Origin of the sequence: Photorhabdus luminescens subsp. luminescens (assembly GCF_001083805.1) — a bacterium.
In the GTDB taxonomy this organism is placed as follows: domain Bacteria; phylum Pseudomonadota; class Gammaproteobacteria; order Enterobacterales; family Enterobacteriaceae; genus Photorhabdus; species Photorhabdus luminescens.
Genome location: NZ_JXSK01000004.1, coordinates 462,646 through 478,771 on the forward strand (window position 1 = coordinate 462,646; position 16,126 = coordinate 478,771).

Consider the following 16,126-nt stretch of genomic DNA (forward strand, 5'->3'; position numbering starts at 1 on the left):
TTACTTATCCCACTTTGATTGTCTTTTCATCCGGGCTTAAAAAGCTATCAATGATAACCAATCCAGCCCCGATGCATATCGCCATATCGGCGATATTAAAAGTTGGAAAGTGCCAATCACCGACGTAAAAATCAATAAAATCGATGACAAAACCATGAACCAACCGGTCAAACAGATTACCCAATGCTCCACCAATAATCAGGGCATAAGCGATATTACTCAGTTTCTTCTGTGCACTGGCACGATACATCATCACCGTCAACACAACTGAAATAGCAACAGCAATGAATGCAAAGAACCAACGCTGCCAGCCGTCTTTCTCTGCAAGGAAACTGAAAGCCGCCCCAAAATTCTGGGCATAAGTCAGATTAAAATAAGGTATCAATGGAACGGATTCATACAGATGAAAGTGTTGTAACACTAGCTGTTTACTACCCAGATCCAGAATCAATACCACAACAACTAACCAAAGCCAGCGAAGGCCGGTGGAGCAAATGGGTTTATTCATCAGGCAAACTTACGCTCTTCGCCGTTACCGGCAACATTAGTTACACAGCGGCCACAAAGTTCTGCATGTTCCGCCACCAATCCCACATCTTTAGCGTAATGCCAGCAACGAGGGCATTTTTCGCCATCCGCTTTACGGAAAGCAATTTTCAGGCTACCAATTTCGCTTTGCTGCGCATCTTCACCAGCCTGCTCATAATCTGCAACAACAACCTGAGATGTTAGCAGAACGAAACGCAATTCATCTCTGAGGCTATTCAGTTTGTCCGCCAATTCAGTATCGGCGTACAGCGTCACCGCGGCTTCCAGTGAACTACGAATATGTTTGTCTGCACGTGCCTGCTCCAGCACTTTGTTAACTTCACCACGCACTGCCAGCAAATCAGCCCAGAAAGCATCATTCATTTGCTCGCCCGCGGCCAGACCAAACAAACCGTCATACCACTCTTCGGTAAATACATATTGAGCACGTTTGCCAGGCAACTCATTCCAAACTTCATCGGCAGTAAAGGAGAGGATAGGCGCCATCCAACGAACCAACGCTTCCGCAATATGATACAACGCAGTCTGACAACTACGACGAGCCAGACTATCGCTCTTAGCGGTGTACTGACGGTCTTTAATGATATCGAGATAGAACGATCCCATCTCCACGGAGCAGAATTGCATCATACGCTGAACAACAGTGTGAAAATCATATTCATCGTAACATTTGGCAATGTCTGCCTGCGCTGCCTGAGCACGCCCTACAGCCCAACGATCCAGCACCGCCATCTCTTCTGGTTCAACCCTATGTTGTTCAGGATCGAAACCAGTCAGGTTTGCCAACAGGAAACGCGCCGTGTTACGGATACGACGATATGCATCAGCAGAGCGTTTTAGGATCTCATCGGATACCGCAATTTCACCGGTGTAATCGGTAGAAGCAACCCATAGACGCAGAATATCTGCCCCTAATTTATCCATGACATCCTGCGGACTGACGGTATTACCGATAGATTTAGACATCTTACGGCCCTGACCATCCACAGTGAAACCATGCGTTAACACCTGACGATAAGGCGCTTTACCTTTTATTGCCGTTGAGATCATCAGGGAAGACATAAACCAGCCACGGTGCTGATCTGAACCTTCAAGATAGATATCCGCAGCGTTACCCTGGAATTCAGGGCGGGCATCAACCACCGATGCGTGAGTTGATCCCGAATCGAACCAGACATCCAACGTATCAAAAATTTTGACATAGTTAGCTGCGTCATCACCTAGCAGTTCGGCTGGCTCCAGATCCCACCACGCCTGAATACCGTCAACTTCAACACGTTTTGCCACTTCTTCCATCAATTCGATGGTACGTGGATGAAGCTCTTCTGTCTCTTTATGGACAAAAAGAGACATCGGCGTGCCCCAAGTACGTTGACGTGAAATACACCAGTCAGGGCGGTTTTCAACCATTGCCTCAATACGGGCCTGACCCCAACCCGGAATCCACTGAACCCCTTTGATCTCTTGCAACGATTGTTTACGCAGACCATTTTGATCCATGCTGACAAACCACTGCGGCGTGGCACGGAAAATGATAGGCGTCTTATGGCGCCAGCAGCAGGGATAACTATGCTGTAATTTTTCCAAATGCAACAATGCATTGTTTTCACTCAGGATATTCAGCACAACATCATTCGCCTTAAAGACAAATATGCCATCCAGAGCAGGATAAGTACCGGGCAGATAGCAACCATTCGGGCCAACCGGGTTTGCAACTTCCAAACCATATTTCTGACCGAGAACAAAATCGTCCGGGCCGTGACCTGGGGCCGTATGCACAGCACCGGTACCCGCATCCAGAGTCACATGATCACCCAATACAACCGGTGAATCAAAACCCATAAATGGATGTTTAAAGCGCAACAGCTCCAATGCCGCACCCGCACAACTCCCTAATACCATCCACGAAGTTATACCCGCGCGCTGCATCACGCTTTCTACCAAATCAGCAGCCAGGATCAGACATTCGCCCTCAATCTGTACTAATTGATAGTTAAATTCAGCATGCAAAGCGATGGCCCGGTTAGCCGGCAATGTCCACGGCGTGGTTGTCCAGATCACCAGAGAGACTGGCTGATCTGGTGCTTGTACACCAAATTTCGCACAAACCGCTGCTACATCGACCGCCTTAAAACGCACATCAATCGATGGCGAAGTTTTGTCGTAATACTCAACTTCCGCTTCGGCCAATGATGAACGGCAATCGGTACACCAGTGAACAGGCTTGGCGCCTTTCAATAAATGACCATTAGCGATAATACGGCTCAATGCGCGAATAATATTGGCTTCGGTCTTAAAGTCCATCGTCAGATATGGACGTTCCCAGTCACCTAATATGCCCAGACGAATAAAATCTTTCTTCTGACCTTCAATCTGCTCTTTGGCATATTTGCGGCACTCAGCACGAAATTCAGCGGCGGAAAATTTTTCCCCAGGTTTACCAATAATCTGCTCAACCTTAAGCTCAATAGGTAAACCGTGGCAATCCCAACCAGGAATATATGGCGAGTCATATCCCGCCATCCCTTTGGATTTAATAATAATATCTTTGAGAATTTTATTGACTGAGTGACCAATATGAATACTGCCATTCGCATAAGGAGGGCCGTCATGCAGAATAAATGTTTTTTTGCCGGCTTTTGCTTTACGAATTACCTGATACAACTCATCTTTGTACCAACGTTTTAACATATCTGGTTCGCGCTTTGCTAAATCTCCACGCATTGGAAACCCTGTTTCTGGCAGATTCAGGGTGTTTTTATAGTCACTCATTCGATTCTCAATTCCAATTTTCCGCTAGATACATGACACAGGCCGCTGTTTAAGAAATTCCCTCGCAGCGACCAAATCATTAGCAATTTGCTGCTTGAGTGCATCAAGGGAAGCAAACCGCTGCTCATTACGCAATTTTTTGCGTAACACCACATCAATATAATGCCCATAGAGATCCATTTGGGCATCAATTAGATGTACTTCAAGTTGTTGACCCTGACCAGAAACTGTTGGGCGCGTACCAATATTGGCAACACCCGGTAAGGGCTTGTCTCCTAAACCATAAACTTCAACAACATAAACGCCTTGTACAGGAACCACTAATCGTTTTAACGGCAAGTTAGCTGTTGGAAAACCAATAGTGCTCCCTAGTCGTTTACCATGAACGACCCGGCCGCAAATGCTATATGGATGCCCTAATAATGTTTCGGCTAATGCCAAATCATCATTTTGCAATGCTTGACGGATAGCTGTACTGCTGATCCGCAAACCATTATCACAAAAACTTTCACTATTGGTCACGTCAAAGCCGTATGTTTCACCGGCTCGCTGTAAAAAGGCAAAATCACCACTGCGAGCTTGACCAAAACGAAAGTCGTCTCCTACGGCGAGAAACTTAACACCCAATTTTTCCACCAGCAACCGTGAAACAAAAGCTTCTGGCGTATTTGCCGCAAAATTCCTGTCAAATTTCACGCATAATAAATAATCCACTCCACATTGGGCGAGATATTTGGCTTTATCCCTTAATCTCGTCAAACGCGCGGGAGCATTACCCTTAGCAAAAAACTCCAAGGGTTGTGGCTCAAAAATCATGACCATTACTGGTAATCCCAGACGCTGCCCTTCGTGTTTTAAGTGCCTCAGTAGTGCCTGATGGCCTCTGTGGACGCCATCAAAATTACCAATCGTCAACACGCAACCGCGGTGACATGCCCGGATATTACGTATACCGCGAATTAGCTCCATAGCTGGCCCAATACCCTGGAAATTACCAAATTATACCTTGTACAAAGCTCAAGGTTAACCCACCATCATAAGATGATTTAAATCAATAACCCTGATTCATACAACAAAAACGCGCAGGAATCCCGAAAAATATTCATTTTATTTCTATCTGGACTATTCAATGAGATTTTTATTGTGAAAGACTGTATTCCCGCTAAGTAAGCTGATAAAATCCTGCGCCATCACAACGAAACAAGTTGCCGCGGTACAACGGCGCTTATTTGCACAAATCCATTGACAAAAGAAGGTTGAACAGGCATATTCCTCGGCCTTTGAATTGTCCTCGATAGAATATATTTGGGAGTTGGACCTTGGCTAATATCAAATCAGCTAAGAAACGCGCCATACAGTCTGAAAAACGTCGTCAGCACAACGCTAGCCGTCGTTCTATGGTGCGTACCTTCATCAAGAAGGTATATGCTGCTATCGCTACTGGCGATAAAGAAACTGCACAGAAAGCATTTAATGACATGCAACCTATTGTCGATCGTCACGCCTGTAAAGGTCTGATCCACAAAAACAAAGCAGCACGTCATAAATCTAATCTGGCGGCTCAAATCAACGCAATGCAATAATTTGCGTTTAGATTACTGAAAAACCGGCCTGCGCCGGTTTTTTTGTGTTTGCAGTTATTATCAATTATTTTTTAAGCACGCTTCTTAGGCGGCACATTAAACAACGCAGAAAAATCTTTATTACATACCCTTTGAACAGCCGGGTGTTGAATCATTCGTTCAGCAAAAATCACATAATACTCTTCCTGCACGGCATCCAACCGACCAATTTCGGCAATATCATTATCCGCAAAAATATCATTGGTATACAAAGATGGCGCCACAAAAATCGCATTATGGTACATACCAAACGCTTTCATTAACGCGGCATCATCAAACTCACCTAATACTTCAACTTGAAGATTTTTATTACGTATCCAAGTCAACAATTTACGCCCCAACATAGAGCGGCGCCCTGGAACCAATAAGCGACGTTCCTCCAAACATTCCGGGAAAGGTTTTTCCGGGATAGGCTGTCGGCAGAAAAAACTTACATTACATTCACCCAGTTTTACCGAGAACAACCCTTCCTGTTGGGAAGAATCCACCGGGCAATCAGACAATATCATATCGAGTTTGTGCTGGCTGAGTTGCTCCAATAGCAATTCATGGGTTGATTCAAAACAACGTAGATGGATCTGTTCATGTTCCACAACCGCCGTTTTCAATACCTGGCTAACCAGACGTTTGGACAGTGCATCAGCAACACCAACATCAAATAAAAGATTAGATTCACGGCTATAGTTAACGATATCTAACATCTCCTGGCTTAGCATAAACATCTTATCCGCATAGCGGAAAATAAGTTGCCCTAGCTCGGACGGAACTAAACCCCGGCCTTGACGTTTGAACAGCTTTCCTCCCAGACGCTCTTCCAGCGCCTTTATCTGTCCGGTGATCGTCTGAGGCGTTAGATAAAGCGCTTCTGCCGCCCCAACCACAGATCCTTCCTTGCAAACATGCCAGAAATAATAGAGATGATTAAAATTCAGATGTGACACCCGCATATATTTTTCCTTATGTATCGCTTTCGTCTAACAGACTACCTAGCCATACATCTCTAATTTACCGCTTTACGGCGATTTCCTGTTTTTCACTACATAAAATATCCGCGATACCATTTTAATATCGTACCGCGAGTACAAAAATGAGAGTCAGTTCGGAAATTCTTTCTGAAACTACCGGCTAAATTAATGAATTTACCACAGCTCTGCCATCACTTTTTCTTTGGTAAGACCATTCGTAACAAGCCATAACCCACAAATGCAGCAATGGTTGAACCCATCAGAATGCCAAGACGAGAATAGATACTGAAAGATTCATCTCCCCCTTCAAAAGCCAATCCTGAAATAAAGATAGACATAGTAAAACCGATTCCACAAAGAACGGAAACCGCAAATATCTGTTTAAGATTAATCCGCTGCGGCAATTTAGCAAATCCGATCTTAATAGAAATATAGCTAAACAGAAAAATTCCCAATGGCTTACCAAGAAATAGAGCCGCAGCAATACCTAGAGGTAACATATCGGTCAAACTATTTAACGTAACGCCATTTAGGACCACACCTGCATTGGCAAAGGCAAATAACGGCAAAATAAGATACGCCACCCAAGGATGCAAACCATGCTCGAGCGATTCAGATGGTGAATCACCATTCTGACCACGTAGAGGAATGAGAAAACCAATGATAACGCCGGCCAGTGTTGCATGAACACCCGATTTCAGGATACAAACCCAAAGGATAGCGCCAACAACCAGATAAGCCGATATTTTTTCGACACCACGCCAATTCATCCAAACCAGCAAAGCAATCATCGCGGCTGACAATCCAAGCGCCACAAGAGAAACAGTTTTGGTATAAAACAGAGCGATGATCACGATAACGCCCAGATCATCAATAATCGCTAACGCCAACAAGAAAACCTTGAGTTCTGTTGGTACTCGCTTAGACAATAACGCCATCACACCTAGGGCAAAAGCAATATCGGTTGCCGCAGGAATAGCCCATCCCTGACGGGTAAACTCATCATTGCCATTAAATAGCAGATATATCAGTGCCGGAGCGACCATACCACCTATCGCCGCAATCACCGGAAATACCGCCTTATCACGCCCTGCCAAAGAGCCTTCCAGCAGTTCCCGTTTGACTTCCAGACCAACAATCAAAAAGAAGACCGCCATTAAGCCGTCATTAATCCACAGCAACAAGGGCTTATTGATCTCCAGTGCTGCGAATTGTACTACCACCGAAAGATTAAGAAATTGCTGGTAAATATCCTGTAGTGGTGAGTTTGCCATTATCAGCGCAATAATGGCAGCAATGATAAGAAGGAGCCCTCCAGCCGCTTCTAATTTCAGGAATTGACGAATAATTGCGGTCACGATGATTTACCTCTGAAACTGATCGGACTTAAAATGGTACTCTAGCTATGGTTTCGAAAAAAATCGATTTTATAACCAGAATAATTCGCTATAACCGATCTATTGATGATCTACATCTCAATAAAATAGATTATCAATTGGAGGAAGAGAGCTAATTAACTGCTTATTGAGATTGATAATTTCACGAAACAAGGATGAAAGATAATTCAAGACAAAATAATAGAACCAACCCAGAAAATCCGGCCTAGAAAAAATAGCACAGCCACCAAACAATAAAATATATAGATAAATTTACAATTTTTTACTCTAAATAACTCAATATTTAAGATCAATAATATTGAAGATATCAAAACCATATAGTAACGTGCTGTATATACATGGCATTAGAAACCAAATTATCAAGAAAAGAGATTATTAAATATGGCAATACCTGTTTATCTTTGGCTAAAAGATGATGGCGGTTCAGACATCAAAGGTTCTGTCGATGTTACAGGCCGAGAAGGTAGCATTGAAGTTACTGGATTCAATCATGATGTATATATACCTACTGATGACAATACAGGAAAACTGACGGGTACTCGTATACACGGTACATTTTGTTTTGATAAAGAAGTGGACTCATCTTCACCTTATATCTATAAGGCTTTGAGTACAGGGCAAACCCTTAAAGAAGCCAAATTTAAATCTTACCGAATTAATGACGCCGGGCAGGAAATTGAGTATTTCATTACCCAGCTTGAAAATGTGAAAGTTGTAGCCGTAGTTCCTCTGATGCATGACATTAAATCAGCTCACGGCAAACGGCATAACTCCCTTGAATATATCGAATTACGTTATGAAAAAATAACTTGGACCTACAAAGATGGCAACATTACCCATTCAGATAGCTGGAATGAACGAGTAACAACTTATTAAAGAGTACTAAATATGGCTTGGACATATCATCAAAGCACTGGCGAAATGTACCACAATGGTGAATTGGTTGAGACTGGCTATTCTGGCCGAATGACGAACAAAAACAACCCTGACAGGCAACAGGTGAAAGGATTAGGCCCAATCCCACGGGGCAAATATCGCATTGATAGTTTCAATTCATCAAAAGGACCAATGACAATAGTATTAAAACCTGACTCATCTAACGAGATGTTTGGCCGTGATGCGTTCAGAATCCACGGAGAACGAATACATGGTCCTAGAGGTTGGGCCTCCGAAGGATGCATTATACTAGGTCCAAATACTAGATGGAGTATTATTCGCTCAGGAGATAGGGATCTAGAGGTAGTTAAATGAAAATTTTGCTACTATTGACTCTATTCCCATTTTTCTCTAATGCAACAATAACGCCACCGTTATTGTTGAAATCAGTAAATGAAATCGGGGTACATAAAGCTATCCTAGAAATAAGTAAAGAAGATTGGAAAAACAGTGTTATAAACGGTATATCATCAGGTGACTCTTCATGGCTAAGTCTAGTACCACTATTAGCCGTAGGAGCTGGCCCAAAATATGCAGCTATGCTAGAAGATTCATTATCTAATGCTTTGACAACAAACACAAAAGAAACACTACATATCCTAAACATAATTGATAGAAACCAATATCCTTATATGATTGGCTCAGACATTGTATGCACATTACCTTTTGATCAATCAAAAAATGCCATTTACAATTATTACCAACGGACTCATGCAGCTCTTAAAAAGATCACACCAGAAGGAGATAAATGTTTATCTATTTTAGACTCAACAATGGATGAATTTAAAAATAATAAAACAAAAATATACCATGAATATCCTTAATATATAGATTATCAAAATTAGAAATTAAAATGGCTTAATAACCAACTACATCCAATAACACTTTTTCTTTTAGTCGGCATTATTGAGTGATATTCCTCTCTATTAATAAGGTGGATATACACGCTACTAAGAAACTACTAAAAATGCCAAGCAAAAAATAGAGAGATACATCAGAAAGAATATACCTATCGTGTTTACAACGGAATCTATTGGACTAATAACTTATTGTATACTTATCACCCATCAGTGACACCGAAATAAGATGATGCCTATAATTTTCTCAAACAAAAAGTCCTCATTTAATAACGAGGACTTTTTTACCTATAATTTGAACTTTATTTAACAATCCAGCTATATATAGATATCAACTGTTACTTGGTCAAATCATCAAAAAATTTCTTTACGCCATCGAAGAAACTTTTAGACCGTGGACTATTTGTTTCTTCGCCAGTACCACCGAAAGATTCACCCAATTCACGCAGTAATTCTTTCTGTCTTTCATTCAATTTAACTGGCGTTTCTACCACTACCCGGCACAGTAAATCACCCTGAACACCACCACGGACCGATTTAACACCTTTGCCTTTCATGCGGAACATTTTACCGGTCTGAGTTTCAGCAGGTATTTTCAGTTTCACACGGCCATCGAGGGTGGGTACTTCGATTTCTCCGCCCAGTGCCGCCATTGCAAAGTTAACTGGCACCTCACAATAGAGATTACTTTCTTGACGCTCAAAAATATGGTGCGATTTCACCTGTACCTGAACATACAGATCACCTGCGGGAGCGCCTTTAGCTCCTGCTTCACCCTCGCCACTCAAACGAATGCGGTCGCCAGTATCCACACCCGCTGGGATTTTAACAGACAGGGTTTTGTATCTTTCGACTCGCCCATGACCATGACATTTATGGCAAGAATCTTTAATGATCTGACCACGGCCATGACAGTGTGGACAAGGTTGCTGAACAGTGAAGAACCCCTGACGCATATGAACCTGACCAGCACCTTGACAGGTTGAGCAGGTTACAGGGCTGGTGCCTGCTTTAGCGCCGCTACCATGACAGGTATCACAAGTTTCCAGTGTCGGGATGCGGATCTCTTTGGTCACACCACGAACCGCTTCTTCCAGCGTCAACTCCATGCTGTAACGCAAATCAGCACCACGGCTTGGACGCTGCTGACGACGACCACCGAAGATATCACCGAAAACGTCACCAAAGATATCGCTAAAATCAGCACCGCCGCCGCCCATGCCGCCTTGTTCAAAAGCAGCATGACCATATTGGTCATAAGCAGCCCGTTTCTGGTCATCCGTCAGAATTTCATAAGCTTCTTTAACTTCTTTAAATTGGCTTTCTGCCTCTTTATCTCCCTGATTACGATCAGGATGATATTTCATCGCCAGCCGCTTATAGGCTTTTTTAATCTCTTTTTCGTTCGCTGTTTTGGAAACCCCCAAAACCTCGTAATAATCTCTTTTCGCCATCTCTTATTTTACCCTTAACATGCGCGCACGGGCGCAGAGTTCCCTCAACGCCCGTGCCGGTTAATCAGCAACAGTTGTCATCATCTAACTGTCACCGCGCCCGCTAAGGGCTATTATTTTTTATCTTTAACTTCTTCGAATTCAGCGTCTACAACGTCGTCATCTTTCTTCGCGCTGTCGCCAGCGTCTGCGGTTGCGCCAGCCTGAGCCTGCTGCTGAGCAATTTCCAACAGCTTAGCGGAAGCCTGAACCAAAGCCTGAATTTTCGCTTCAATATCCGCTTTATCTTCGCCTTTCGCCGCAGTTTCTAGCTGAGCAACAGCACTTTCAATCGCAGTTTTATCTTCTGCCGGCAGCTTGTCGCCCGCTTCTTCTACTTGCTTACGAGTACCGTGAACCAGTTGATCCGCTTGGTTACGCGTTTGTACCAACTCTTCAAATTTACGATCAGATTCAGCGTTAGCTTCTGCATCACGAACCATCCGCTGAATTTCTTCCTCATTCAGACCGGAAGAAGCCTTAATGGTGATCTGCTGTTCGCGACCCGTGTTTTTGTCTTTAGCAGATACGTGCAAAATACCGTCGGCATCAATATCAAAAGTCACTTCAATCTGAGGCATGCCACGAGGTGATGGCTGAATACCATCCAAATTGAACTGGCCCAGAGATTTGTTATCGCCGGCACGTTTACGCTCACCCTGCAATACATGAATAGTTACCGCAGACTGATTGTCCTCTGCCGTAGAGAACACCTGGCTGTGTTTGGTTGGGATAGTGGTGTTTTTCACAATGAGGGAAGTCATTACGCCACCCATTGTTTCGATACCCAGAGACAGTGGCGTGACATCCAGCAACAGGACATCTTTCACATCACCGGCCAAAACACCGCCCTGTACCGCCGCACCCATTGCTACCGCTTCGTCAGGGTTTACGTCTTTACGCGGCTCTTTACCGAAGAAGTCAGCAACCACTTTCTGTACCATCGGCATACGGGTCTGACCACCCACCAGAATAACATCGTTCACATCAGAAACTGACAGGCCAGCATCTTGCAATGCAACGCGTACAGGCTCCATAGAACGTTTAACCAGATCTTCTACCAATGATTCCAGTTTCGCACGGGTCACTTTGATGTTCATGTGCTTAGGACCAGTTGCATCTGCGGTGATATATGGCAGGTTAACATCGGTCTGCTGTGCAGAAGAGAGCTCAATTTTCGCTTTTTCCGCCGCTTCTTTCAGACGTTGCATTGCCAGTGGGTCGTTACGCAGATCAATGCCCTGATCTTTCTTAAATTCGTCAACCAGATAGTTGATCATACGGCTATCGAAGTCTTCGCCGCCCAAGTGAGTATCACCGTTGGTTGCCAGCACTTCATAGGTTTTTTCGCCGTCAACTTCATCAATTTCGATAATAGAGATATCGAAAGTACCACCACCGAGGTCATAAACCGCGATAGTACGGTTACCCACTTCTCTGTCCAAACCATAAGCCAGCGCAGCAGCCGTTGGTTCGTTGATAATACGTTTTACTTCCAGACCTGCGATACGGCCCGCATCTTTGGTTGCCTGACGCTGAGCATCGTTAAAATAGGCAGGAACGGTAATTACCGCTTCAGTCACTGGCTCACCCAGATAATCTTCCGCTGTTTTCTTCATTTTCTTCAAAACTTCAGCAGAAACCTGAGGAGGAGCCATTTTCTGGTCTTTCACTTCCAGCCATGCGTCGCCATTATCTGCCGCAATAATTTTATATGGCATGATAGCTACGTCGCGTTGCGCTTCTTCGTCTTGGAAACGACGTCCAATCAGACGCTTAATAGCAAACAACGTATTTTGCGGGTTAGTAACAGCCTGACGTTTAGCCGGTTGACCAACCAGAGTTTCACCATCCTGGGTATAAGCAATGATGGAAGGGGTGGTGCGATCACCTTCGCTGTTTTCCAGCACACGAGCTGTCGTGCCATCCATAATAGCTACACAAGAGTTGGTAGTTCCCAGGTCGATACCAATAATTTTACCCATCTAAACGCCTCCAAAGAAATTCGTAATCAGTCAAGTTGCTAATCAATATGAGGATAACTCTCTGCTTTTCAATGGCACCCATTTTTATGCCTCTACGAGATTCCTCACCTTTGCTTTATACACCGGCTGTATAAGACAGCCATTAGCAACTGCGGTTGATTATAAGATGGGGCCGTTAAAACCATCATCAAGGGGGGATGAGAAAAAAAAACCTTTTTATTATTTCAAAGGTCATTGTTTCCTTACTGACAGATCATTATGATTCGCCACCTTTGCTATTTATGACTTTTGCGATTTTCTTTCAGAGGACTTATGAGCGCTAATCAATTGGCTAATCCCGGCCCCTTAGGTTTGATGGGCTTCGGCATGACAACCATTCTGCTTAATCTGCATAACGCCGGTTTCTTTCCGCTGGCATCCGTTGTCCTGAGTATGGGCATTTTCTACGGCGGCCTGGCCCAAGTACTGGCCGGACTTTTTGAATATAAGAAAGGCAATACCTTTGCCGCAACCGCTTTCACCTCTTATGGATTCTTTTGGCTCAGTCTAATCGGGTTATTATTTCTACCCAAAATGGGACTGGCAGAAGCCACCAGCAGCCAATATTTAGCGGTATATCTTGGCCTGTGGGGGGTGTTCACTCTGTTTATGTTCTTCGGCACCTTCAAGACTAACCGCGTACTACAGTTTATCTTTGGTGGCCTGACTCTGTTGTTCGCTCTGTTAGCCATCGGTAACTTTACCGGCAATACCGCTCTTCTGACGATTGCCGGTTATGAAGGGATAATTTGCGGCGCCAGCGCATTTTATTTGGCAATGGCGGAAGTACTAAATGAACAGTATGGACGCACTATTCTGCCCATTGGCGAGATAAAACCGTAATAAACCGTGGATTGGGAGAAGGCAAATTTTTTCCCCTCTTCCAGTCCGTTATGAGCATATTGCTACCCTGTTTCAACCAGACTTGCCCCGTCCGAAGCCTGACATACATAAATGGTCTCTTTCAAACCCGTCAACGCAAAATAGTGTTGTTCCACCGCTGCCTTAACCACATTAACCAAAGTTTGTGGAACTAAAGCCACCACACAACCACCAAATCCGCCACCAGTCATTCTCACTCCCCTCTGTTTACCAATGGCTTGCTGCACAATATCAACCAAAGTATCGATTTCAGGTACGGTAATTTCAAAATCATCACGCATTGACTGATGTGATTGCGCCATAAGTTCCGCGATTAATGGCATATTTCCCTCTGCCAACGCTTTTGCTGCCAGAAGTGTACGTTCATTTTCTGTGATGACATGGCGTGCACGTTTAGCTACGATACTATCAAGTTCAGAACTACGCTTTTCAAATTCATCTAATGTCACATCCCGCAAAGCTTTAACCTCAAATAATGCCGCAGCTTGTTCGCATTGGGCCCGACGAATATTATATTCACTGCCAACCAATTCCCGTTTTTTATTTGAATTAATAATCATAACCGCAATATCTTTCGGCATAGATACGGCTTGCGTGGTTAAATGACGACAATCAATTAATAACGCATGATTTTTCTTACCTTGCGCGGAAATTAATTGATCCATAATGCCACAATGACAACCGACAAATTCATTTTCAGCTTGCTGCCCATTTAAGGCAATTTCCGTTTGGCTAATGTCTAAGTGGTAAAGATTTTTAATTGTTTGACCAATAACTGTTTCCAATGCAGCCGATGAACTCAACCCCGCCCCTTGCGGCACATTGCCGGTTACCACAATATCTGCCCCGTTAAATATATACCCACGACTGAGCAGACATTTTACAACACCGCGAATATAATTAGCCCACATATTACTTTCATGAAATGTAATAGATTGGCTAATATCAAATTCGTCTAACTGATTATCATAATCAACCGAAACAACACGGATAATATTATCTTCTCGTTTCGCGGCAGCAACCATAATTTGGTAATTAATAGCACAGGGCAATACAAAGCCGTCATTATAATCCGTGTGCTCTCCAATTAAATTCACTCGGCCGGGCGCTTGAATAATATGTGTCGGCATATAATGAAATACCGAATTAAAAACATCTTTAACACGCTTAATTAAAGTTTTCATCGCCTTATTCTCAAATATGATATTAGCCGCACGATAATTATCATGGTTGTTCTTTATAATGTACATCACTCACCGCGCGTAAAAACTGAGCTGCTTGCTCTGCCGTTAAATCACGCTGTGTTTCAGCAAACATTTCATAGCCCACCATAAATTTTCGCACAGTAGCCGATCGCAATAATGGCGGATAGAAAAGTGCATGTAATTGCCAATGTTCAATATCGCTGCCTTGTTCAAAAAACGGCGCAAAATGCCAACCCATCGAATAGGGAAAAGAGCTATGAAATAAGTTGTCATAACGACTGGTCAGCTTTTTAAGCGCAACTGCCAAATCATCGCGTTGTTCATCCGTTAATTCATTCATACGACGAACATGAACTTTTGGTAACAACATGGTTTCATAAGGCCATGCTGCCCAATAAGGCACAACTGCCAACCAATAGGTTGTATCGACCACAATCCGTTCATCATCAGCTAATTCAGCCTGAACATAATCCATCAGTAAATTAGAACCATTTTCTTGATAATAGTTACGTAGCTGTTTATCTTTACGTTCAATTTCATTGGGTAAAAAACTATTTGCCCAGATTTGTCCATGCGGATGAGGCTGAGAACACCCCATTATCTCGCCCTTATTTTCAAATAATTGTACCCAGAGATACTCTTTACCCAATATCTCAAGTTGTTCATTCCAGGTATCAATCAATTGACGAATTTGTTCAACTGTCAATTCCGGTAATGTCTTACTGTGATCAGGAGAAAAACAGATCACACGACTTAATCCTCGTACTCCTTGTATTTTAAATAACGGGTGAGACGATTGGGGAACATCAGGTGAGTCGGGTATTAAAGCCGAAAAATCATTATTAAAAACAAAGGTTCCTTGATAAGCAGGATTTTTATCACCGGAAATACGTGTATTTGATGGGCAAAGAAAACATTGCTCATCATAGTTAGGGATATCGTCTATCAATGACGGTTCATCCTGCCCACGCCACGGCCGCTTCACCCGATGAGGAGAGACCAAAACCCATTGCCCGGTTAGCGGATTATAACGACGATGGGGATGTTCAACAGGATTGAATGCAATCTTGGGCATAGCAGTCTCTACTTTTTGTATTTTTCAACACCGATTATGAAAATCGTTATTAATACTCAGGCTGGACACAGTTTAACAACGGGCATTAATGCTAATCTGAGATATCAATCACGCAAATGCAAATGCTTACCCAAAAAGTTTAAATATAAACCTAAAAGAAAGATAAAGTGCTCATATTTGATATATTCCGCAAACATGAGTTAAAAGTCACAGTAAATTTACTTAATCTATTAATTAAAACGAATTATTAAGAATTAAGATAAGTTACAAATACGATATTTAATAACAATTTTGTGATTCTGATTACATCCCCACCAAATGGTAACGTTTACAATTCAGTATCAAATAG

14 protein-coding genes are annotated in these 16,126 nt (G+C 43.1%); 5 read left to right on the forward strand and 9 right to left on the reverse strand.

Annotated features, from left to right (window positions below; all coding sequences use genetic code 11):
• Positions 1 to 4: 4 nt before the first annotated feature.
• The 3 genes from lspA to ribF are packed head-to-tail and all read right to left on the reverse strand — an operon-like array spanning position 5 to position 4,290.
• On the reverse strand, positions 5 to 508 hold the full coding sequence (gene lspA, locus TI10_RS12985; RefSeq protein WP_049583750.1) for a signal peptidase II: 504 nt from the start codon (positions 506 to 508) through the stop codon (positions 5 to 7).
• A complete protein-coding gene (ileS, locus tag TI10_RS12990; protein ID WP_049583751.1) occupies positions 508 to 3,321 on the reverse strand; it encodes an isoleucine--tRNA ligase in 2,814 nt (937 codons plus the stop codon). Before ileS ends, lspA begins: the two co-directional genes overlap by 1 nt.
• Positions 3,322 to 3,345: 24 nt before the next feature.
• Positions 3,346 to 4,290 (reverse strand): bifunctional riboflavin kinase/FAD synthetase, encoded by a 945-nt coding sequence (ribF, locus tag TI10_RS12995; RefSeq protein ID WP_049583753.1) that lies wholly within the window; start codon positions 4,288 to 4,290, stop codon positions 3,346 to 3,348.
• A gap of 350 nt (positions 4,291 to 4,640) precedes the next feature.
• Here ribF and rpsT point away from each other — a divergent pair, with 350 nt between their 5' ends.
• On the forward strand, positions 4,641 to 4,904 hold the full coding sequence (gene rpsT, locus TI10_RS13000; protein ID WP_049583754.1) for a 30S ribosomal protein S20: 264 nt from the start codon (positions 4,641 to 4,643) through the stop codon (positions 4,902 to 4,904).
• Positions 4,905 to 4,975: 71 nt separating this feature from the next.
• On the opposite strand, the gene nhaR is transcribed toward rpsT, so the two are convergent.
• Both nhaR and nhaA read right to left on the reverse strand, forming a co-directional pair.
• A complete protein-coding gene (gene nhaR, locus TI10_RS13005; protein WP_049583755.1) occupies positions 4,976 to 5,890 on the reverse strand; it encodes a transcriptional activator NhaR in 915 nt (304 codons plus the stop codon).
• A 209-nt stretch (positions 5,891 to 6,099) separates the two neighbouring features.
• Positions 6,100 to 7,266: a Na+/H+ antiporter NhaA gene (nhaA, locus tag TI10_RS13010; protein WP_049583756.1), complete on the reverse strand. Its 1,167-nt coding sequence runs from the start codon at positions 7,264 to 7,266 to the stop codon at positions 6,100 to 6,102.
• Positions 7,267 to 7,686: 420 nt separating this feature from the next.
• On the opposite strand from nhaA, the gene TI10_RS13015 reads away from it, so the two are divergent.
• The 3 genes from TI10_RS13015 to TI10_RS13025 are packed head-to-tail and all read left to right on the forward strand — an operon-like array spanning position 7,687 to position 9,065.
• Complete coding sequence (locus tag TI10_RS13015; protein WP_049583757.1) at positions 7,687 to 8,181, forward strand: Hcp family type VI secretion system effector; 495 nt, start codon at positions 7,687 to 7,689, stop codon at positions 8,179 to 8,181.
• A 12-nt stretch (positions 8,182 to 8,193) separates the two neighbouring features.
• Complete coding sequence (locus tag TI10_RS13020) at positions 8,194 to 8,556, forward strand: tlde1 domain-containing protein (protein WP_049583758.1); 363 nt, start codon at positions 8,194 to 8,196, stop codon at positions 8,554 to 8,556.
• Complete coding sequence (locus TI10_RS13025) at positions 8,553 to 9,065, forward strand: hypothetical protein (RefSeq protein WP_049583759.1); 513 nt, start codon at positions 8,553 to 8,555, stop codon at positions 9,063 to 9,065. Before TI10_RS13020 ends, TI10_RS13025 begins: the two co-directional genes overlap by 4 nt.
• A 371-nt stretch (positions 9,066 to 9,436) precedes the next feature.
• Here the strand turns inward: TI10_RS13025 and dnaJ are convergent, their stop codons facing one another.
• The gene (dnaJ, locus tag TI10_RS13030; protein ID WP_049583760.1) at positions 9,437 to 10,552 is read right to left on the reverse strand and encodes a molecular chaperone DnaJ; all 1,116 of its coding nucleotides are present in this window, start codon (positions 10,550 to 10,552) and stop codon (positions 9,437 to 9,439) included.
• 113 nt (positions 10,553 to 10,665) lie between these two features.
• Positions 10,666 to 12,576, reverse strand: a complete 1,911-nt coding sequence (gene dnaK / locus TI10_RS13035) for a molecular chaperone DnaK (RefSeq protein ID WP_049583761.1) — start codon at positions 12,574 to 12,576, stop codon at positions 10,666 to 10,668.
• A 312-nt stretch (positions 12,577 to 12,888) separates the two neighbouring features.
• Here dnaK and satP point away from each other — a divergent pair, with 312 nt between their 5' ends.
• Positions 12,889 to 13,458, forward strand: a complete 570-nt coding sequence (satP, locus tag TI10_RS13040; RefSeq protein ID WP_049583762.1) for an acetate uptake transporter — start codon at positions 12,889 to 12,891, stop codon at positions 13,456 to 13,458.
• A gap of 62 nt (positions 13,459 to 13,520) precedes the next feature.
• Here the strand turns inward: satP and galK are convergent, their stop codons facing one another.
• Positions 13,521 to 14,681, reverse strand: coding sequence for a galactokinase (gene galK, locus TI10_RS13045; protein ID WP_049583819.1), 1,161 nt, complete (start codon positions 14,679 to 14,681; stop codon positions 13,521 to 13,523).
• 40 nt (positions 14,682 to 14,721) lie between these two features.
• The gene (locus tag TI10_RS13050; RefSeq protein WP_049583763.1) at positions 14,722 to 15,777 is read right to left on the reverse strand and encodes a UDP-glucose--hexose-1-phosphate uridylyltransferase; all 1,056 of its coding nucleotides are present in this window, start codon (positions 15,775 to 15,777) and stop codon (positions 14,722 to 14,724) included.
• Between the last annotated feature and the right edge of the window lie 349 nt (positions 15,778 to 16,126).